Origin of the sequence: Acidihalobacter prosperus, assembly GCF_000754095.2 — a bacterium.
Classification (GTDB): Bacteria; Pseudomonadota; Gammaproteobacteria; order DSM-5130; family Acidihalobacteraceae; genus Acidihalobacter; species Acidihalobacter prosperus.
In genome coordinates this window covers 63443-83056 of sequence record NZ_JQSG02000001.1, presented here as the reverse complement: position 1 = coordinate 83056, position 19614 = coordinate 63443, and the positions used below count along the sequence as shown (strand labels likewise).

Annotated in this window: 19 protein-coding genes and 1 tRNA gene; all 20 read right to left on the bottom strand. The window is 60.0% G+C overall.

Annotation, left to right across the window (positions count from 1 at the left end; all coding sequences use genetic code 11):
- Window positions 1-24 precede the first annotated feature (24 nt).
- Window positions 25-1539 carry an NADH-quinone oxidoreductase subunit M gene (locus THPRO_RS00400; protein WP_065089060.1) on the bottom strand — a complete coding sequence of 505 codons (1515 nt, stop codon included), beginning with the start codon at window positions 1537-1539 and terminating at the stop codon, window positions 25-27.
- 47 nt (window positions 1540-1586) lie between these two features.
- On the bottom strand, window positions 1587-3572 hold the full coding sequence (nuoL, locus tag THPRO_RS00395; protein WP_038087456.1) for an NADH-quinone oxidoreductase subunit L: 1986 nt from the start codon (window positions 3570-3572) through the stop codon (window positions 1587-1589).
- Window positions 3573-3575: 3 nt separating this feature from the next.
- The gene (nuoK, locus tag THPRO_RS00390) at window positions 3576-3881 is read right to left on the bottom strand and encodes an NADH-quinone oxidoreductase subunit NuoK (protein WP_038087460.1); all 306 of its coding nucleotides are present in this window, start codon (window positions 3879-3881) and stop codon (window positions 3576-3578) included.
- Window positions 3882-3941: 60 nt separating this feature from the next.
- Window positions 3942-4538: an NADH-quinone oxidoreductase subunit J gene (locus tag THPRO_RS00385; RefSeq protein WP_065089059.1), complete on the bottom strand. Its 597-nt coding sequence runs from the start codon at window positions 4536-4538 to the stop codon at window positions 3942-3944.
- A gap of 15 nt (window positions 4539-4553) precedes the next feature.
- Window positions 4554-5042: an NADH-quinone oxidoreductase subunit NuoI gene (nuoI, locus tag THPRO_RS00380; protein ID WP_038087464.1), complete on the bottom strand. Its 489-nt coding sequence runs from the start codon at window positions 5040-5042 to the stop codon at window positions 4554-4556.
- A 2-nt stretch (window positions 5043-5044) separates the two neighbouring features.
- Complete coding sequence (gene nuoH / locus THPRO_RS00375) at window positions 5045-6115, bottom strand: NADH-quinone oxidoreductase subunit NuoH (RefSeq protein WP_456236351.1); 1071 nt, start codon at window positions 6113-6115, stop codon at window positions 5045-5047.
- Window positions 6115-8514 carry an NADH-quinone oxidoreductase subunit NuoG gene (gene nuoG, locus THPRO_RS00370; RefSeq protein ID WP_038087466.1) on the bottom strand — a complete coding sequence of 800 codons (2400 nt, stop codon included), beginning with the start codon at window positions 8512-8514 and terminating at the stop codon, window positions 6115-6117. The genes nuoH and nuoG overlap by 1 nt, the downstream gene beginning before the upstream one ends.
- Window positions 8515-8538: 24 nt before the next feature.
- The gene (gene nuoF / locus THPRO_RS00365; RefSeq protein WP_038087471.1) at window positions 8539-9834 is read right to left on the bottom strand and encodes an NADH-quinone oxidoreductase subunit NuoF; all 1296 of its coding nucleotides are present in this window, start codon (window positions 9832-9834) and stop codon (window positions 8539-8541) included.
- Between the two features lie 4 nt (window positions 9835-9838).
- Window positions 9839-10345 (bottom strand): NADH-quinone oxidoreductase subunit NuoE family protein, encoded by a 507-nt coding sequence (locus THPRO_RS00360; RefSeq protein WP_065089058.1) that lies wholly within the window; start codon window positions 10343-10345, stop codon window positions 9839-9841.
- On the bottom strand, window positions 10342-11595 hold the full coding sequence (locus tag THPRO_RS00355) for an NADH-quinone oxidoreductase subunit D (RefSeq protein WP_038087476.1): 1254 nt from the start codon (window positions 11593-11595) through the stop codon (window positions 10342-10344). Before THPRO_RS00355 ends, THPRO_RS00360 begins: the two co-directional genes overlap by 4 nt.
- A complete protein-coding gene (locus THPRO_RS00350; protein ID WP_038087675.1) occupies window positions 11588-12298 on the bottom strand; it encodes an NADH-quinone oxidoreductase subunit C in 711 nt (236 codons plus the stop codon). Before THPRO_RS00350 ends, THPRO_RS00355 begins: the two co-directional genes overlap by 8 nt.
- A 26-nt stretch (window positions 12299-12324) precedes the next feature.
- On the bottom strand, window positions 12325-12801 hold the full coding sequence (locus THPRO_RS00345; RefSeq protein WP_038087479.1) for a NuoB/complex I 20 kDa subunit family protein: 477 nt from the start codon (window positions 12799-12801) through the stop codon (window positions 12325-12327).
- Window positions 12792-13148, bottom strand: a complete 357-nt coding sequence (locus tag THPRO_RS00340; RefSeq protein WP_038087482.1) for an NADH-quinone oxidoreductase subunit A — start codon at window positions 13146-13148, stop codon at window positions 12792-12794. The genes THPRO_RS00345 and THPRO_RS00340 overlap by 10 nt, the downstream gene beginning before the upstream one ends.
- A gap of 245 nt (window positions 13149-13393) precedes the next feature.
- Window positions 13394-13478: transfer RNA gene (locus THPRO_RS00335), tRNA-Leu, on the bottom strand.
- 54 nt (window positions 13479-13532) lie between these two features.
- Window positions 13533-13895, bottom strand: coding sequence for a preprotein translocase subunit SecG (secG, locus tag THPRO_RS16125; RefSeq protein ID WP_082954331.1), 363 nt, complete (start codon window positions 13893-13895; stop codon window positions 13533-13535).
- A 12-nt stretch (window positions 13896-13907) separates the two neighbouring features.
- Window positions 13908-14654 (bottom strand): triose-phosphate isomerase, encoded by a 747-nt coding sequence (gene tpiA / locus THPRO_RS00325; protein WP_038087485.1) that lies wholly within the window; start codon window positions 14652-14654, stop codon window positions 13908-13910.
- A 61-nt stretch (window positions 14655-14715) separates the two neighbouring features.
- Window positions 14716-16083: a phosphoglucosamine mutase gene (gene glmM / locus THPRO_RS00320; RefSeq protein ID WP_052064089.1), complete on the bottom strand. Its 1368-nt coding sequence runs from the start codon at window positions 16081-16083 to the stop codon at window positions 14716-14718.
- A gap of 5 nt (window positions 16084-16088) precedes the next feature.
- A complete protein-coding gene (gene folP, locus THPRO_RS00315) occupies window positions 16089-16979 on the bottom strand; it encodes a dihydropteroate synthase (RefSeq protein WP_082954330.1) in 891 nt (296 codons plus the stop codon).
- Between the two features lie 15 nt (window positions 16980-16994).
- Window positions 16995-18920 (bottom strand): ATP-dependent zinc metalloprotease FtsH, encoded by a 1926-nt coding sequence (gene ftsH, locus THPRO_RS00310; protein ID WP_038087491.1) that lies wholly within the window; start codon window positions 18918-18920, stop codon window positions 16995-16997.
- Between the two features lie 41 nt (window positions 18921-18961).
- A complete protein-coding gene (gene rlmE, locus THPRO_RS00305) occupies window positions 18962-19585 on the bottom strand; it encodes a 23S rRNA (uridine(2552)-2'-O)-methyltransferase RlmE (RefSeq protein ID WP_038087493.1) in 624 nt (207 codons plus the stop codon).
- Window positions 19586-19614: the final 29 nt, after the last annotated feature.

Genomic DNA, 19614 nt, shown 5'->3' with positions numbered 1-19614 from the left:
TGGCAGGCATCATCGGTCCTCACGTCAAAGCTTGGAGGCCAGCGCCTGCTGCAGCAGATGCTGCATGGACACATGCATGATATCGAGCAGCGGCGCGGGCCAGATACCGAGCAGCAGCACGGCCAAGGCCAGCAGCGTCAGCATCAGCCGCTCGCGCCGGTTCACGTCCTTGAGCGCCGCAACCTCCTGATTGGCCACAGGGCCGAATATCACGCGCTTGACCAGCCACAGGGTGTATGCCGCACCGATGATCAACGTGAATGCCGCCAGCAGCGCATACCAGAAGTTGGCATGGAAGCTGGCAAGAATGACCATGAATTCGCCGACAAAACCGGAGGTGCCCGGCAGGCCGGTGTTCGCCATCGCGAAAAGGACGAAGAAGCCTGCGAACACGGGCATGGTGTTGACCACGCCGCCGTAGGCCGAGATTTCGCGGCTGTGCATGCGGTCGTACAGCACGCCCACGCTCAGGAAGAGCGCACCGGAAATGAAGCCGTGCGAGACCATTTGCACCAAGCCGCCTTCCAGCCCCAACAGGGCCGCTTGACTCACGCCGCTGTTGGCGATGACGGCGTAGATCGAGAAAAAGCCCAGGGTCACGAAGCCCATGTGCGCGATCGATGAATATGCGATGAGTTTTTTCATGTCCTGCTGGGCGAGCGCGACGAATCCGATATACACGATCGCGACCAGAGACATGAAAATCAGCACCCCGCTCAGCATCTGGCTGGCGTCCGGCACGATGGGCAAAGAAAAGCGCAGGAAACCGTAGGCACCGACCTTGAGCATGATGGCGGCAAGAATGATCGACCCCCCCGTGGGCGCTTCCACGTGCGCATCGGGCAGCCACGTATGCACAGGCCACATGGGGATCTTGACCGCGAACGCGCCCATGAAGGCCAGGAAAATCAGGATCTGCGCGGTCAGCCCGATATGCAGCTGCTGCAGTTCGGCGATGCCGAAGCTGCCGGAACGGGTGTAAAGGTAGATCAGGGCGATCAGCATCGGCACGGAGCCGAGGAAGGTGTAGAGGAAGAATTTGATCGTCGCGTAGACGCGCCGCGGTCCGCCCCAGATGCCGATCACCAGGAACATCGGGATCAGCATGCCTTCGAAAAAAATGTAGAAAAGGATCGAATCCAGCGCCGCGAACACGCCGTTCATCAAGCCTTCCAGCACCAGGAAGGCCGCCATGTACTGCGCCACGTGCCGGTCGATGACTTCCCAGCCCGCAATCACGACGATCACGGTCATGAAAGTGGTGAGCACGATCAACGGTGCCGAAAGTCCGTCCACACCGAGGTGATAATTGATATTCAGCATGCGAATCCACGGATGGAATTCGACGAACTGCATCGCGGCGGTATGCGTGTTGAAATTCGTCAGCAACGGAATACTGACAATGAACGCGAGCACCGAGATCACCAGCGCCAGTTGTTTCGTCAGCCGCTCCGAACCACCAGATGTGGCCATGAGCACGATGCCGCCGAGTACCGGCAGCCAGATCACCAGGCTGAGCAGTGGCCAATGCGTAAGCATGCGAGTCCCTTAATCCATTTTGTCGTTATCGACGCGTAGCTACGCGACTAGCGGAATACGAACCAGCTCAGCAACACCAGCACGCCAATGATCATGGCGAAGCTGTAGTGGTACAGATAGCCGGTTTGCACATGGCGCACGCGCGCCGAGGTCCAGCCGATCACACGTGCGACGCCGTTCACCACCAAGTTGTCGATGACAAAGGCATCGCCGATGCGCCAGAACAAACGTCCCAACGCACGCCCGCCCCCTGCAAACACGCGGTCGTTGAAGGCATCAAAACCATAGCGTTCGTCGAGCATTTTCCATATGCCATGCAGACGTGTCTTGAATTCAGACGCCAGCGACGGCTGATACAGATACACGTAGGCGGCGACCGCGACGCCGGCGATCGAGAGCCAGAAAGGCGCAGCGGTCAGACCGTGCAGCATCATCGCCAGCGCGCCGTGATAATGACTGCCCAGCACGGCCAGCACGTCATGGGCCGGCAATACCTCGATGGTGTTGCCAAAGTAGTGACCGAACAGCAGCGGGTGGATGAGGTAACCGGCACCGAATGCGGGGATCGCCAACAGAATCAGCGGCACGGTAACCACGAGCGGCGATTCGTGCAGGTGCTCGCGCGTATGCGCATCCATCCGTTCCTTGCCGTGGAACACCAGGAAAAACAGGCGGAACGTGTAAAGCGCGGTCACGAACACGCCGAGCAGCAGCAACCAGTAGGCAAGTCCGGCACCGGGAACATGTGCATCACGTACGGCTTCGATGATCGAATCCTTCGAGAAGAAGCCCGAGAATCCCGGAAAACCGATTAGCGCAAGCGAACCGACCAGCGAGGTCCAGTAGGTCACCGGCATATAGCGACGCAGGCCGCCCATCTTGCGAATGTCCTGCTCGTGGTGCATGGCCATGATGACCGAACCGGCGGCGAGAAACAGCAGTGCCTTGAAGAAGGCATGGGTCAGCAAATGGAACATCCCGGCGGCATAGGCAGATGCCCCCAGAGCCGCGGTCATGTAACCGAGTTGGGACAGCGTCGAATAGGCGATCACACGCTTGATATCCTGCTGCACGATGCCGATAAGCCCCATGAAGAATGCAGTTATCGCGCCTATGACGAGCACCAGGCTCAGCGCCGTCGGGCTGAGCTCGTAGATCGGTGACATGCGGCTGACCATGAAGATGCCGGCCGTGACCATGGTTGCGGCATGGATCAGCGCGGAAATCGGCGTCGGGCCTTCCATTGAGTCCGGCAACCACACGTGCAGCGGCACCTGGGCCGATTTGCCCATCGCGCCGATGAACAGCAGGATCGCAATAACGGTAGGGACCGCCCAGTGCTCGCCCGGTAGAACGCTGATGGTCTGGCCCACCAGCTGCGGCGCCTGCGCGAACACGACGTGATAATCGAGGCTGCCCGTATACATGTAGACGGCGGCGATACCCAGCACAAAACCGAAATCGCCGACCCGGTTGACCAGGAAGGCTTTGAGATTGGCGTAGATCGCGGACTCGCGGTACGTATAAAAACCAATCAGAAGATACGAGACCAGACCCACCGCCTCCCAGCCGAAGAAGAGCTGGAGGAAATTGTTCGCCATCACCAGCATGAGCATGGAGAAGGTGAACAGCGCGATGTAGCTGAAGAAACGCTGATAGGTAGTTTCGCGTGGACGGCTGTCTTCCGGCCAGAGCTCCTCGTCGTGTCCCATGTAACCGATGGTGTAAACGTGCACCATCAGCGACACGAAAGTCACCACGACCATCATGAGCACGCTGAGGCGGTCGATCAGAAAGCCGATCGTGAAGTTGTAGCCGCCCGCGCTCATCCAGGTATAGACGGGCCCGTCGAATGGCGCCGCGCCATCGAATACGAGGCGTTTGAACACCCATGCCGACAGCAGGAACGCGATCGCCACGCTGCCGGTCGTGACCCAATGTGCACCTGCACGGCCGATCACACGGCCGAACAGGCCGGCAATGATCGCACCGATCAGCGGCGCCAGCGGGATGGCGAGATAGACGGCTTCCATTAACTACCCCTTCATGTCATCCAGGTCGCTGACGTTGATCGTGCGACGGTTTCGGAACAGCACCACCAGAATCGCCAGACCGATGGCGGCCTCGGCCGCGGCCACGGTCAGGATGAAGAACACGAATACCTGCCCTGCCAGATTCTGCTGGAAATGCGAGAACGCGATGAAATTCATGTTGACGGCGAGCAGCATCAGCTCCACGCACATCAGCAGCACGATCACGTTCTTGCGATTAATGAATATGCCTGCCACTGCCAGCGAAAACAAAATGGCGCCGACCACAAGGTAATTCGATAGTGAAAGCATGGTTTCTCCGTAAGGCGCGTCGGGTTGTCAGGGCCTGCGGTACATCAGCGACATCCCGCGTCACTGCTTCTTTTCAGAGGGCATGTTCACCAACCTGACTCGATCTTCCCTTCGAATCCGGATCTGCTGCTCAGGACGCTGGTATTTGGTGTCGGGTCTACGGCGGAAGGTCAGCGATATGGCGGCCACGATCGCGACCAGCAGTATGACGGCCGCCAGTTCGAAGGGGTACGCGTACTGCGTATACAGCACGCGTCCCAGTTCGACCGTATTGGGAACCTGGGTGCCGCTCGCATGGGGGGCATGAATCTGGAAGTTGCGCGCACCGACGATCAATCCCATTTCCACAACCATGACCAGCGCTACGACGACGCCTAGCGGTAAAAATCGCGTGAAGCCTTCACGCATCCGCGCGATGTTGATATCCAGCATCATCACCACGAACAGGAAGAGCACCATGACCGCCCCCACGTAGACCAGCACCAGGACGATGCCAAGAAATTCGGCCTGCAGGGTAATCCACAACGCCGCGCTGTTGAAAAACGCGAACACCAGGAAAAGCACGGCGTGCACCGGGTTGCGCGCGACGATCATACCCAGTGCCGAAAGGATGGTCAGCGCGGAAAATAAATAAAACACAAATTGCAGGAAAGTCATGGGTAGCGTCGTCCTTTATCGATACGGCGCATCGGCCGCACGGTCGGCGGCGATTTCGGATTCGAATTTATCGCCCATGGCCAGCAATTTTTCCTTGGTCATGATGTGCTCTCCGCGGTTCTCGAAGTGGTATTCGTAGACCCGCGTCTCGACGATCGAATCGACCGGGCATGATTCTTCGCAGAATCCGCAGTAGATACACTTGAAAAGATCGATATCGTAACGAGTCGTCCGCCGCGTGCCGTCTTCGCGCTCGTCGGACTCGATGGTGATCGCAAGTGCGGGGCAAACCGCTTCGCAGAGCTTGCAGGCGATGCAGCGCTCCTCCCCGTTGGCGTAGCGCCGCAGGGCATGCAGACCACGGAAACGATAAGATTGGGGCGTCTTCTCCTCAGGGTACTGGATGGTGATTTTGCGCTGGAACAGATATCGCCCCGTCAACTGAAGTCCGCGCAACAGTTCGATCAGCAAATAGCTTTTGAAAAACGATTTCAGGATGCGCATCGTCAGGCCCCTCTTGAGAACCACGGCGACAGATGGAATGCGACGGCGACGCCTTCGACCGCGATCCAGACCAGGGTCACCGGAATCAACACCTTCCAGCCCAGCCGCATGATCTGGTCATAGCGATAGCGGGGGAAGGTCGCGCGAAACCATAGAAACAGGAACATGAACACGGCGGTCTTGAGCAACAGCCAATGAATGCCGCCGCCGAGTACCGCACCCAGGTACGGCACCTGGGAACCCCAAGCGCCGAAGGGCGACAGCCAGCCGCCGAAAAAAAGCAAGGCGGTCAACGCCGAAACCAGGATCATGTTCGCGTATTCGGCCAGGAAGAAGATCGCGAAGGCCATGCCGGAATATTCCACATGGAAACCGGCCACAATTTCGGATTCGCCTTCGGCGACGTCGAAAGGCGCGCGGTTCGTCTCGGCCACGCCGGAGATCAGATAGACCATCAGCAGCGGCAGTAACGGCAGCCAATACCAATGGGTCACGCCACCAGCCTGTGCATTGACGATATCGCCCAGATTGAGGCTGCCGCTGGCCATCAGCACGCCCACCAGCGCAAAACCCATGGCAATTTCGTAGGCGACGATCTGGGCGGCTGAGCGAAGCGCGCCCAACAATGCATATTTGGAGTTGGAAGCCCAGCCGGCCAGTACGATGCCGTATACGCCTACCGACGTGATGGCCAGTATGTAGAGCAAACCGGCATTGATATTGGACAGAATCATGCCGTCGTCGAAGGGGATGACCGCCCACGCAGCCAGTGCCGGCGCGATCGCGAGCAAAGGTGCCACGAAAAACAGCAGGCGGTTGGCGCGCGTCGGGATGATCACTTCCTTCATGATCAGCTTGAGCGCATCGGCGATCGGCTGCAGCCAGCCGCGCGGACCGACCCGGTTGGGTCCAATACGCACCTGTATGTAGCCGATCACCTTGCGTTCGGCGAAGGTGAAATAAGCCACGCTGATCAGCAACGGAATCAGAATGGCCACGATCTTTGCCACGATGACGAGCAGGGTCTGCAGGTCGGCCGGAATGCCGGACCAAAGCGCGAACAGGGGTTGCATCATGCCGCGCCTCCGGCTACCGGCATCAGCTTGACAGCACCATAGGCGGCACCCAGCTGTGCGGCCTCTGGCGAACCGATCGGGAGCCAGGCCACACCCTCAGGCACGCCTGCGTCGGAATTCAATTCGAATTCCGCCACCCGACCGGCCTGCTCGACACGGACACGCGAAACCGTTTCCAGACCAAGACGTGCCCTGTCGGCCGGGTGCAGTGACAATCCTTGCGCTGCATACGCGTCGGGGGTTGCCTGCAGGGCAGGACTTCTGCGCACGCTGGCGTCGGTCACGTAGGCTCCGACTTCGGAGGCGCGCATGAGCGCGTCCATACCCGGATCGTCAAGACCGCCCTCGACGGTGACGCCCGTATCGGCGACGAGCAGAGCATTGTCAAACGTCCTAGTGGTATCCAGACGCGTTTTCACTTCCTCACGCACATCCTCGGACGACATGAATTCGAACCCGGGAAGGTCCAGCAGATTGCCAAGCACGCGAAGCACACGCCAAGCCGGGCGCACCTCGCCGGGCGCACTCACGGCGGCATTGAAGCTCTGCCAGCGACCTTCGGCATTGACATAAGTCCCCGAAGTTTCGGCAAAGGCGGCAACCGGCAGTATCACATCGGCATACTCGCGCATGCCTTCGCCCGCAAAAGGCGACAACGCGGCAACGAACTTTGCCGCCATGAGCGCGTCGAACGCGCGCGCGCCCTGCTCGCAATCCAGTTCCGGCTCCAAGCCGCACAGCAGATATGCCTGACGAGGCTTCGCCAACATGGACTGCGCGTCCAGACCAGGCTCGCGCGACGGTTGACCACCGGCCATGCGATGCGGCACCGCGCCCGCCAGCCAGGCGCCGGCAGCATTGGCACCATCCGTGAGATAACCAATGCGCGCATCGCTGCGCGCGGCAATCTCTACGGATAGTGCACGCAGGCGCGAATAGTCGGGATGTGCGATGGCAAGCTGTCCCAGCAAAACCGTGGCCTGCTGGGCGTGCATCAGATGATGGGCGATCGCTTGCGCCTGGGTTCCCGCCACACCCTTGCCCGCCCATGCCGGCACGCGCTCGCCGCGAGCCTCGCAAAGCGCGGTCAGCACTTCGACCAGTACCGCCACCATCTGCTGCGGCGGGACGATCGCGCGCTCCGCGAGCGGGAAGGTGAAATCGAAGGCGCGCGGGTTGATATCCATGATGCGCGCACCGCGCATGCCGGCCTTGCGCAGACGATGCGCGAGCAGCGGCTGCTGTTTGCGCACGTTGCTGCCGATCAGCAGTGCCGCATTCACTTTTTCAAGCGACTCGATCGTCTGCCCCAGCCAAGGGAACAAGGGGTCGCGCGCATCATCGCGGGTATCGGTCTGGCGTAGGCGGTGATCCACGTTTGAAGTGCCGAGACCGCGCAGCAGCTTCTGGAACAAGTACGCCTCCTCCACCGTGGCGTTTGGCGAAAGCAGGCCGCCCACCTCGTCAGCCTGCTGTCCGCGCAGACCTTCCGCAACGGCCTGCAACGCGGTATTCCAGTCGGTGTCGTGCCAGCGGCCATTGCGTTTGATCTGCGGCGTCACGATCCGATCCGTCGCCTGCAGCGACTGGTAGCTGAAGCGGTCGCGATCAGACAGCCAGGTTTCGTTCACGGATTCGTTGTCGCGAGGCACGACGCGCACGACCTTGCCATGCAGGGTATGCATGTAAACGTTCGAGCCCACGCAATCATGTGCGCCGATGCCGGGCTGCTGAATCATCTCCCAGGCCCGTCCGTCGAAACGCGAAGGTTTCGCGGTCAAGGCGCCCACCGGGCAAAGATCGATGATGTTGCCCGACAGCTCCGAGGACAAGGTGTGTTCGACATAGGTGCCGATACGCATGTTTTCGCCGCGCCCGGTAGCACCCAACTCGGGAAGACCTGCGATTTCCGCGCTGAAGCGCACGCATCGCGTGCAATGAATGCAGCGCGTCATTTCTGTCGCAACCAGCGAACCGATATCCTTGTCCCGCACCACCCGCTTGTTCTCGGTATAGCGCGACACGCCTTCGCCGAAACCCATGGCGACATCCTGCAACTCACATTCGCCGCCCTGATCGCAGATCGGACAGTCCAGCGGATGGTTGATCAGCAGGAATTCCATCGTGCCGCGCTGCGCCGCGATCGCAAGCGGAGAGCGCGTCGACACCTTCATGCCCTCCTGCACCGGCGTGGCACAGGCCGGCAGCGGTTTCGCGGCCTTCTCGACCTCGACGAGGCACATCCGGCAGTTGGCGGCAACCGACAATTTCTTGTGATAGCAAAAACGCGGCACATCCACGCCACATGCATCGGTCACCTCGATCAACATGGCGCCTCTACGCGCCCGGTAGGGTGCGCCGTCGATCTCGATGGTGATCAGCTGTTCGTCGCTCATAGGAATCGCTCGCCGCGGTAAAGTCTAGGCCGCCCATTCGGACGGCGGAGATTCAATCATGCTCCGGCCATGCTCGATGTAATACACGAATTCTTCGCGGTAATGCTGGATAAAGCTGCGCACCGGCATCGCCGCCGCATCGCCGAGCGCACAGATCGTGCGGCCCTCGATTTTGCTCGCGACATCGTCCAGGCGCTCGATATCCTCCATGCGCCCACGCCCCTCGACAATACGGGTTAGCATGCGATAGAGCCAACCCGTGCCTTCGCGGCAGGGCGTGCACTGGCCGCATGATTCCTTGAAATAAAACCGCGAAATACGCTGCAGCACCTTGACCATATCGGAAGTTTCGTCCAGCACCATGACCGCGCCGGAGCCGAGCATGGAACCGGCCTTGCCAACCGATTCGTAATCCATATTCGTCTCAAGCATGATTTCGCCAGGCACGACCGGCACCGAGGAGCCGCCGGGGATCACCGCCTTCAGCTGGCGGCCCTTGAGCACGCCGCCCGCCATTTCCAGCAACTCCTTGAACGGCAAGCCCATGGGCACTTCGTAATTGCCGGGACGATTCACATGCCCGGAAACCGCAAATATCTTTTCGCCACCGGACTTTTCGGTCCCCAGCTCCGCAAACCAGCGGCCGCCTTTTCGCATAATGACGGGGACGGAGGACAGCGTCTCCGTGTTGTTGATGGTGGTCGGACGCCCGTAAAGCCCGAAATTCGCCGGGAAAGGCGGCTTGAAGCGTGGCTGTCCCTTCTTGCCTTCCAGGGATTCCAGCAATGCCGTTTCCTCGCCACAGATATAGGCGCCCGCTCCCAGAGTGGGATAAAGATCGAAATCGACACCCGACCCCATAATGTTCTTGCCCAGCAGACCAGCTGCATACGCCTCTTCGACGGCCTGGGCGAACCGTTGATAGGGCTCGTCCATGAATTCGCCGCGCATGTAGTTGTATCCCACCGTGGCACCTATCGCATAACCGGCGATCGCCATGCCTTCCACCAATGCATGAGGATTGAAGCGCAGGATGTCGCGATCCTTGCAGGTGCCTGGCTCCGATTCGTCGGAATTGCACACGATATATTTCTGTCCCGGTGCCTGGCGAGGCATAAAGCTCCACTTCAAGCCGGTGGGAAAGCCCGCGCCGCCACGGCCTCGGAGATTCGAAGCCTTGACCTCAGCGATAATTTCATCGCGGGAAGTGCGCTCAGAGAGGATTTTTTTCCATGCGGCGTAGCCATCCACCTTCAAATAAGTATCCAGGCTCCACGGCGTCTCGTGTTCGAGCGTGATAAAACAGACCTGATTCGTCATGCGTTTACTCCAGGCCATCCAGAATCTCATCCACCTTCTGCGGGGTGAGATTCTCGTAATAGACGTGATCGACCTGCATCATCGGTGCGCCGCAGCAGGCTGCGAGGCACTCCTCCTCACGTTTGAGGTAAAAACGCCCATCCGGGGTGCTTTCCCCGACTTTGATGCCGAGTTTCCGCTCGATGTACCCGAGCACGGCATCTCCGTCGCGCAGCATGCAGGAAACATTCAGACAGACCGCGATCGTATGTCGCCCGACCGGCTTGAGCGAATACATCGAGTAAAAGCTCGCCACTTCGTATACGGCGATGCGCGGCATACCGATATAGTCCGCAACGGCATCCATCGCCTCCGTACTCAACCACCCATGCTCGTGCTGGACGGCGCGTAGCGCGGCCAATACGGCTGACTGACGCTGCTCCGCGGGATAGCGGGCAAGCCAATGGTCGATTTCCTCGCGGACGTGATCGGAAAGCAATGCTTTGCCATCCGGCAAATTTTCGGAAATCATCGATCCACCTCCCCGAAGACGATGTCCTGGGTACCGATAATAGCCACCACGTCGGCCAGCATATGGCCGCGCGACATCTCATCGAGCGAAGCCAGATGCGCAAAGCCAGGCGCCCTTACTTTGACGCGATACGGCTTATTGGCACCGTCCGACACCAGATACACACCGAACTCGCCCTTGGGATGTTCGACCGCCGCGTAGGCTTCGCCGGCCGGCAGCGTGTAACCTTCGGTGAACAGTTTGAAATGGTGTATCAGCGCTTCCATATCCGCCTTCATTTCTTCGCGTCGAGGCGGCGTGATCTTATGCTCTTCGAGCATTACGGGTCCGGGATTCTGCCGCAACCAGTCCACACACTGGCGGATAATCCGATTCGACTGACGCATTTCCTCGACACGAACCAGATAGCGATCGTAGCAATCGCCATTGACGCCCACCGGCACGTCGAAATCGAGGCGGTCGTAAACCTCGTACGGCTGCTTTTTGCGCAAGTCCCACTCGATGCCTGAACCGCGGATCATGGGGCCGGTGAAACCAAGCTGCAGAGCCCGTTCTGAGGTCACGATGCCGATATCAACCGTTCGCTGCTTCCAGATGCGGTTATCCGTCAGCAATGTTTCGTATTCGTCGACGCAACCGGGAAAGCGCTCCGTAAAAGATTCGATGAAATCGAGCAGCGTACCGCTGCGTTCATCATTGAGGCGCGCGATCTCTCGTTCATCGTGCCAGCGCGAGGGCTTGTATTGCGGCATGTTACCCGGAAGATCCCGATAGACTCCGCCAGGACGATAGTAGGTGGCATGCAGACGTGCCCCGGATACGGCCTCGTAGCAGTCCATCAGATCCTCCCGCTCACGGAAGGCGTACAGAAAGACCGTCATCGCGCCGATGTCGAGGGCGTGTGCACCCAACCAAAGCAAATGATTCAGAATGCGCGTGATTTCGTCGAACATCACACGTATGTATTGCGCGCGCAGCGGCGCTTCAACGCCGAGCAACTTTTCGATGGCCAGCACATAGCCATGCTCGTTGCACATCATCGACACATAATCGAGACGATCCATATAACCTATGCTCTGGTTATATGGCTTGCTCTCGGCAAGCTTCTCGGTACCACGATGCAATAAGCCGATGTGCGGATCCGCCCGCTCGATGACCTCGCCATCCATTTCCAGAACCAGCCGCAGCACGCCGTGCGCGGACGGATGCTGAGGGCCGAAATTCAGCGTGTAATTTCTGATTTCAGGCATCCTGAGTCCCCTCGCCCGCATAACGGTTGTCGCGACGGATCACCTTCGGCACGAGCACTCGAGGCTCGATGCTGACCGGCTCGTAGATGACACGCTGCTGTTCGGAGTCGTAACGCATTTCGACATGCCCGATCAGCGGAAAGTCCTTTCTGAATGGATGCCCGACAAACCCATAGTCAGTCAGCAAGCGCCGCAGATCCGGATGGCCATCGAACAGGATGCCAAACAGATCGAAGGCTTCACGCTCGAACCAATTCGCGACAGCCCACACATCCGTCACACTCGGAACGCGCGGGAATTCATCATCGGCACAGAACACCTTCACACGCAATCGCCAATTGTGGCTGATGGAAAGTAGGTGATAGACCACAGCAAAACGCGGACCCTGATGCGCACTCGGTCGCGGTGCATCGTGGAAAGTGAAATGTGCCGAAGTGGATGGTTGCACACCACGACCGAAACCTTCCGTCGAAGCGCTTTCCGTCGCCCATTCACCGACGCCATAGTGGAGGTAATCCACACCGCAAAGATCGATCAGCTGCTCAAACCCCAGATCAACGGCGTCACGCAATGTGCGGACAGCCTCCTGCACGTCATCCGGTGATAGCGTCAGCGTCAATTCGCCGTTTTGATCGACCAACTCTTTGATTTTCGCGCCGAGTCGATCATGCAGGATCCGGGATAAATTCATTTCTGATGTCATTTCCGTGTCACGCGCGTGGCGCAAAATTATCGGGCGATGGTATCGGTCCGCCGGATTTTATTTTGCAGCTGAATGATGCCGTAAAGCAGCGCCTCGGCAGTGGGTGGGCATCCAGGCACGTAGACATCGACCGGGACGATACGGTCGCAACCACGCACGACCGAATACGAATAATGATAATAACCGCCACCATTCGCACACGAGCCCATCGAGATAACCCATCTGGGCTCGGCCATCTGGTCGTAAACCTTGCGCAACGCAGGTGCCATCTTGTTGACGAGCGTACCTGCCACAATCATCACATCGGATTGCCGCGGGCTAGGCCGGAATATGACGCCGAAACGATCAAGATCATAACGCGCAGCGCCAGCGTGCATCATTTCAACGGCGCAACAGGCCAGCCCGAACGTCATTGGCCAAAGAGAACCCGTTCGCGCCCAATTGATCAGTTTGTCCGCACTGGTCGTCACCCAGCCTTTTTCAAGGACGCCCTCTATTCCCATTCGAGCGCTCCCTTTTTCCACTCGTAGACAAAACCGACAATCAATATCCCAAGAAACAGCGCCATCGACAGCAAACCGAATAGGCCGATACGATCCAGCACCACCGCCCAGGGGAACAGAAATGCGATTTCCAGGTCGAAAATGATGAAGAGGATAGCCACGAGGTAATAACGCACATCGAATTTCATGCGCGAGTCCTCAAAAGCCTCGAAACCGCATTCATACGGCGAGTCTTTTGCAGCATCGGGGCGGCGTGGCCCGAGCAGGACGCCCAAGGCCATTGGAGCGGCGCCGACCACTAGGCCGACGGCGATGAACACCAGAATTGGGAGATAGCTCTCCAACATATATAAACCGCCTCGCTCCTGCTACGGCCGCCCGCGAGGCAATGCTGCGCCCACGCGTAAACCACCTGACGGCCAGGTCAGTACTTCTCCTAGCGTGCCGCAGCCTTCACCGGACTGGAGCACCCACCGGAGTCTATGTCAGCGATTTTTCCGCTGTCAATATGCACCAACGGATTTTTTTGATTATATTTCAGCGAGTTAACAACTACGCCGAAGGCCTCTCTCCGTAGGCCTTTAGGAATCTATGGTGCCGATGGCCGGATTCGAACCGGCACGGCTTTCGCCACTACCCCCTCAAGATAGCGTGTCTACCAATTTCACCACATCGGCATTCTGAAAAAGACAACTTATACTAACAAAAAAACAAATTATGACAAGCTTTGCCTATTGGCTCTTGCCGCCTGCCTGACTTCCACCGGCCGAGGGCACCGGCGTCGTGGCAGCGGGCTTACCAGACTCGCCGATAATACTCTTTGCACCTGGCTGATCCACCACACTCCCACCATCGGTATTCTGATGGGCGGCAAGATAGGCCAAGCCCAAGCAATTGAGAAAAAACACAGTGGCCAATGCTGCGGTGGCTCGGCTTAAAAAGGATGCCGAGCCTCGCGCGCCGAAAACCGTGCCGGATGCGCCACTGCCGAAGGCAGCACCCGCATCCGCACCCTTGCCGTGCTGCAGAAGCACCAGCACGATCACCGCGATCGCAACGACGACCTGCAACACAATCAACAACGTATACAGCATATCAGCCTCAGCTCAAGCGGCATTGCAAATGGCAAGGAAGGCTTCGGCCTGCAACGACGCACCACCGATCAATCCACCGTCGATATCCGGCATCGCGAACAACTCCGCCGCATTGTCCGGCTTGACGCTCCCGCCATAAAGCAAGCGTGTCTGATCCGGCTTGGCGCCAGCTGCCGCCAGTCTCCCGCGGATATAGGCATGAACGGCCTGAGCCTGCTCCGGCGATGCGGTCAACCCCGTTCCGATGGCCCACACAGGCTCGTAGGCAATCACGGCTCGGCTGACGGTTTCTGCGCCGAGCAATTCGACCACAGCATCCAGCTGCCTCGCAACCACGGCCTCCGTGACACCCGCATTGCGCTCTTCAAGGCTTTCGCCAACGCACAGAATCGGACAAAGCCCCGCTCGGTTCACGGCCTGAAACTTGTGCGCCACAATCTCATCCGTCTCGTGATACAAGCTGCGGCGCTCCGAATGCCCGACGATGACATAACGGCAGCCCACATCACTCAGCATGGGCGCCGACACCTCGCCAGTGTAGGCACCTTCATCCTCCGCAGACACGTCCTGCGCACCGAGCGCGACACGACTGCCTTCAAGACGCGTCATCGCTTCATGCAGATATACGTACGGCGGACAGATCGCGACCTCTGCGGCATGGCCATCACTCAGACCCGACAACAGATCGCCCAGCAATTCATGCACCATCTTCCTGGAACCATTGAGTTTCCAGTTGCCGGCGACCATTGGCTGTCGCATCCACGATCTCCTGATGACCTCACACGAAAGCGCCGAAGCTTAACCGGCATATCAACATAAATCAATTCGCCGGCGTTACTGTGGCGGCAAAGCGTTTTTGCTCGGCCCGGACCACGGCTGCCAACTGATCCGCCAGCGCGCGCACCTTGCGGGACTCGCGACCCTCGATCATCACCCTCAGAAGCGGCTCCGTACCCGAAGCCCTCAGCAACACGCGCCCATGCATGCCCAGCGCCGTCTCCGCATCGCGCACCGCCTCGGCGAGTACGGCCGAGGCAGCAATCGAAAAACCGGACGCGATCGGTACGTTGACCAGTACCTGCGGGTACTTTTCCAGGCCCGACGAAAGCTCGCGCAGCCCCTTGCCTGTCGATACCATCGCCGCCAGCACCTGCAGCGCGGCCACGATACCGTCGCCGGTAGTCTGGCGGTCCAGACAGATCAAATGCCCGGAATTCTCGCCGCCGAGCAGCCAACCACGCTGCCTGAGCGCCTCCATGACATAGCGGTCTCCGACGGCCGCGCGCTCGAACGGGATGCCGAGCCTGTCAAGCGCATGCTCCAGCCCCAGGTTGCTCATCAAAGTACCGACCACGCCCCCTTGTAGCTCGGCACGCTGCAGGCGCGTGGACGCGATGATGTACAGAAGCTCGTCGCCGTCGATCACTTCGCCGCGACCGTCCACCATGATGACGCGATCGCCATCGCCGTCGAAGGCGACACCAAGATCCGCCTGCTGTCCCATCACGGCGTCGGCCAGCCGTCTCGGCGCCGTAGAACCGCAGCCGGCATTGATGTTGATGCCATCGGGTTCATCGCACAGTGGCACCACCTTGGCGCCCAGTTCGGCGAACACGGCAGGCGCGATGTGATAAGTGGCGCCGTTCGCGCAGTCAACCACGATCTTCATGCCATGCAGCGCGGTGCCGGTCGGCACCGTGCTCTTGCAGAATTCAATGTAGCGCCCGGCCGCATCGACCACTCGCTCCACCTTGCCCAACTCCGCCGAATCGACCACGGACATGGCCTTGGCAAGCTCAGCTTCAATGGCCTCTTCCATTTCATCAGGGAGCTTCGTCCCTTCGCCAGTGAAAAACTTGATGCCATTGTCGTAGTAGGGATTGTGCGAAGCGCTGATCACGATCCCTGCGCTTGCACGGAACGTCCGTGTCAGATAGGCCACGCCAGGTGTCGGCATCGGCCCCAACAGGCGGGTATTGACACCTGCCGCAGAAAGCCCGGATTCGAGTACGGACTCAAACATATAACCGGATATGCGCGTATCCTTGCCCACGAGAATCAAGCGGCGCCCGCTATGGGCAAGCACTCGCCCGGCCGCCCACCCCAAACGCAGAATGAATTCCGGCGTCATCGGGGCATCCCCGACCCGGCCGCGAATTCCGTCGGTGCCGAAATAGGCCCTCGGCATGCTTATTACCTCCCTTTTTGACCGATTGCCCAGGCAACCTCGAGCGCATCCACCGTCTGCCGCACGTCGTGCACCCTGAGCACGCGCGCTCCAGCCAGCGCCACCGCCACTGCGGCACCGACGCTGCCGTCAACGCGGCCGTCGACGGGGCGGTTCGCCAGCAGGGCACCGATCATCGACTTTCTCGACACGCCGATCAGGAGCGGCAGCCCGTGCCCCGCGAGGCGCGGTGTCGCGCGCAACAAATCGACATTGTGCTGCAGGCTCTTACCGAAGCCGATACCCGGATCCAGCAGGAGACGCCGCCGATCGATACCCGCAGCCTCGCAGGCATGCACCCGCGCCAGGAGAAAATCCTCGACCTCGGACACGACATCCCCATACCGAGGTGCCGCCTGCATGCTGCGCGGCTCACCTCGCATATGCATCAGGCAGACCGGCACACCCAGTTCGACCGCCAGCGAAAGCGCACCCGGCTCCTGCAAGGCGCGAATGTCGTTGATCAGCCCGGCGCCCGCCTCCACCGCGGCACGCATAACCGCCGGCTTGCGCGTGTCGATCGAGATCGGCACATTGATCTCGCGGCTCAGTGAACGGATCACGGCTTCGATACGTTGGATTTCGCTGGATGCGTCAACCTCGGCGGCACCCGGGCGCGTGGATTCTCCACCGACATCGATGATATCCGCGCCCGCTTCGATCATACCCAGGGCATGCTCGACCGCTGCGGACACCGACGCGTGGCGGCCGCCGTCAGAGAATGAGTCCGGCGTCACGTTCAGGATTCCCATGACGCGTGGGCGGGACAGATCCAGCAATCGGCCACCGCAGTCAAGCACAACCGATTGGGGCGGGGAGGCTTTCGCCTCACCCGCCCCGTCCACCGGCGCGATCATGTCGCTATCGCACAATCAATGCAGGCTGGCCGGATCGCCCAGCTTGCCGCCACCGGTCTCCTGCGTGGTCTTGTCGCCCGATGAAGCGGTAGGCCCGGAATTGGGTCCTTCGTCGCTCCAGTCGGAAGGCGGTCGCGGGTCCTTGCCGGACATGATGTCCGCAATCTGATCCGCGTCGATGGTTTCATACTTGACCAGCGCCTGGGCCATGATATGCAGCTTTTCCATGTTGTCGCGCAGGATCTGCTGCGAACGCCCGTAGTTGCGCTCGATGACGGAGCGGATCTCCTCGTCGATGACGTGCGCCGTCTCGTCGGAAACCTGCTTGTGCTGGGTCACGCTGCGCCCAAGGAAAACCTCGCCTTCGTCTTCACTGTAGGCCAGGGGCCCTAAGCGCTCGGAAAGACCCCACTTGGTCACCATGTTGCGAGCAATATCCGTTGCCCGCTCGATGTCGTTGGACGCGCCAGTAGTCACCTTTTCCAGCCCGAAGATCAGCTCTTCGGCAATCCGCCCGCCGAACAGGCTCGATATCTGACTTTCCAACCGCTGCTTGCTGTAACTGTACCGATCGTCCTCCGGCAGGAACATGGTGACACCCAGCGCCCGGCCACGCGGGATGATGCTGACCTTGTAGACCGGGTCGTGATCAGGGACGAGCAGACCGACGATGGCGTGCCCGGCCTCGTGATAGGCGGTCAACTTCTTCTCGTCCTCGCTCATCACCATGGAGCGCCGCTCGGCACCCATCATGATCTTGTCCTTGGCGCGCTCGAATTCAAGCATGTCGACGCTGCGCTTGTTGGCCCGCGCAGCGAACAGGGCGGCCTCGTTGACAAGATTGGCAAGATCGGCACCGGAGAATCCGGGCGTGCCGCGCGCGATGATGCCGGGCTTGACGTCATCGCCCACCGGTACACGGCGCATGTGCACCTTCAAAATCTGCTCGCGGCCCCGCACGTCGGGCAGCGGCACCACCACCTGACGATCGAATCGGCCGGGGCGCAGCAGCGCCGGGTCAAGCACGTCCGGACGGTTGGTCGCGGCGATCACGATGACGCCTTCCGTACCCTCGAAGCCGTCCATCTCGACCAGAAGCTGGTTGAGGGTCTGTTCGCGTTCGTCGTGCCCGCCGCCGAGACCAGCGCCGCGATGGCGGCCAACCGCGTCAATCTCATCGATAAAGATGATGCAAGGCGCGTGCTTTTTCGCCTGCTCGAACATGTCGCGGACACGCGAAGCGCCGACGCCGACAAACATCTCAACGAAGTCCGAACCGGAGATGCTGAAGAACGGCACCTTGGCCTCGCCGGCGATCGCCTTGGCCAGCAGGGTTTTACCCGTGCCGGGCGAACCGACCATCAGCACACCACGCGGAATCTTGCCGCCCAGTTTCTGGAACTTGCCGGGATCGCGGAGGAATTCGACGAGCTCGGACACCTCCTCCTTGGCTTCGTCCACGCCCGCCACATCGGCGAAGGTGACCTTGACCTGATCTTCGCTCATCATTCTGGCGCGGCTCTTGCCGAACGACATCGCGCCGCGCCCGCCGGCACCGCCCTGCATCTGCCTGAGGAAGAATATCCAGACACCGATCAGCAATAGCATGGGGAACCAGCTGATCAGGATCGACAGCAGTAGCGATTCCTTTTTGGGCTCGGCAGCCGACACGTTCACGCCGTTGTTGAGCAGATCGCCGATCATGCCGGGATCGGTCGGCGTATACGTGGTGAATTTCTGCCCACCATCGGTCACGCCATGGACGGTCCGCCCGTCGATCATGACATTCTTGACCCGCCCACCCTTCACCGCAGCGATGAACTGCGAGTAGGACATGGTCGAGGACGATGAGTCGCTGTGCTGGCTGAAGTTGTTGAACACCGACATCAGCACGACGGCGATCACCGCCCACAGGATGATATTCTTGACGAGATCGTTCAAAGCGTCACCTCAAGTACGACGTCCGCACACTACGGACATTACTACAGTTTCCGGCCCGAGGCCACGACGTAGACCTCGCGACTGCGCGGACGCGATGCCTTGGGTTTGCGTACGCCCACCCGCTCGAATCCGGCCCTCAGCTCCGCCAGGAAGGCGTCGGACCCCTGCCCCTGGAAAAGCTTCAGTATCAAACCGCCGCCGGGCCGCAGAACCTTCATGGCCAGATCGAGCGCGAGTTCGGCCAATATCATCGCGCGCGGCTGATCCACCGCGGTCACCCCACTCATATTGGGCGCCATATCCGATAATACAAGGTCGGCCCCTGTCTCGCCGATCAGACGCAACAGATCGTCGAGCACGGATTGTTCGCGAAAATCGCCCTGCAGGAACTCGACGCCCGGCAACGGATCAATCGCCAGAATATCCGTCGCGATTACCCGACCCGAGCCGCCAAGACGCGCGCGGGCCACCTGGCTCCACCCACCCGGCGCCGCTCCCAGATCGACGACGGTCTGCCCGGGGCGGAAAACCGGATTGCGCTCGTCGAGCTCGAGCAGCTTGTAAACCGCTCGCGAACGATAGCCCTCCGCCTGCGCGCGCTGCACATAGGGGTCGTCGAAATGTTCCCGCAACCACTGGCGGCTGCTCTTGCTGCGAGGGGGCACTGGTTTCCTCTCCGACCCATGCTAGACTG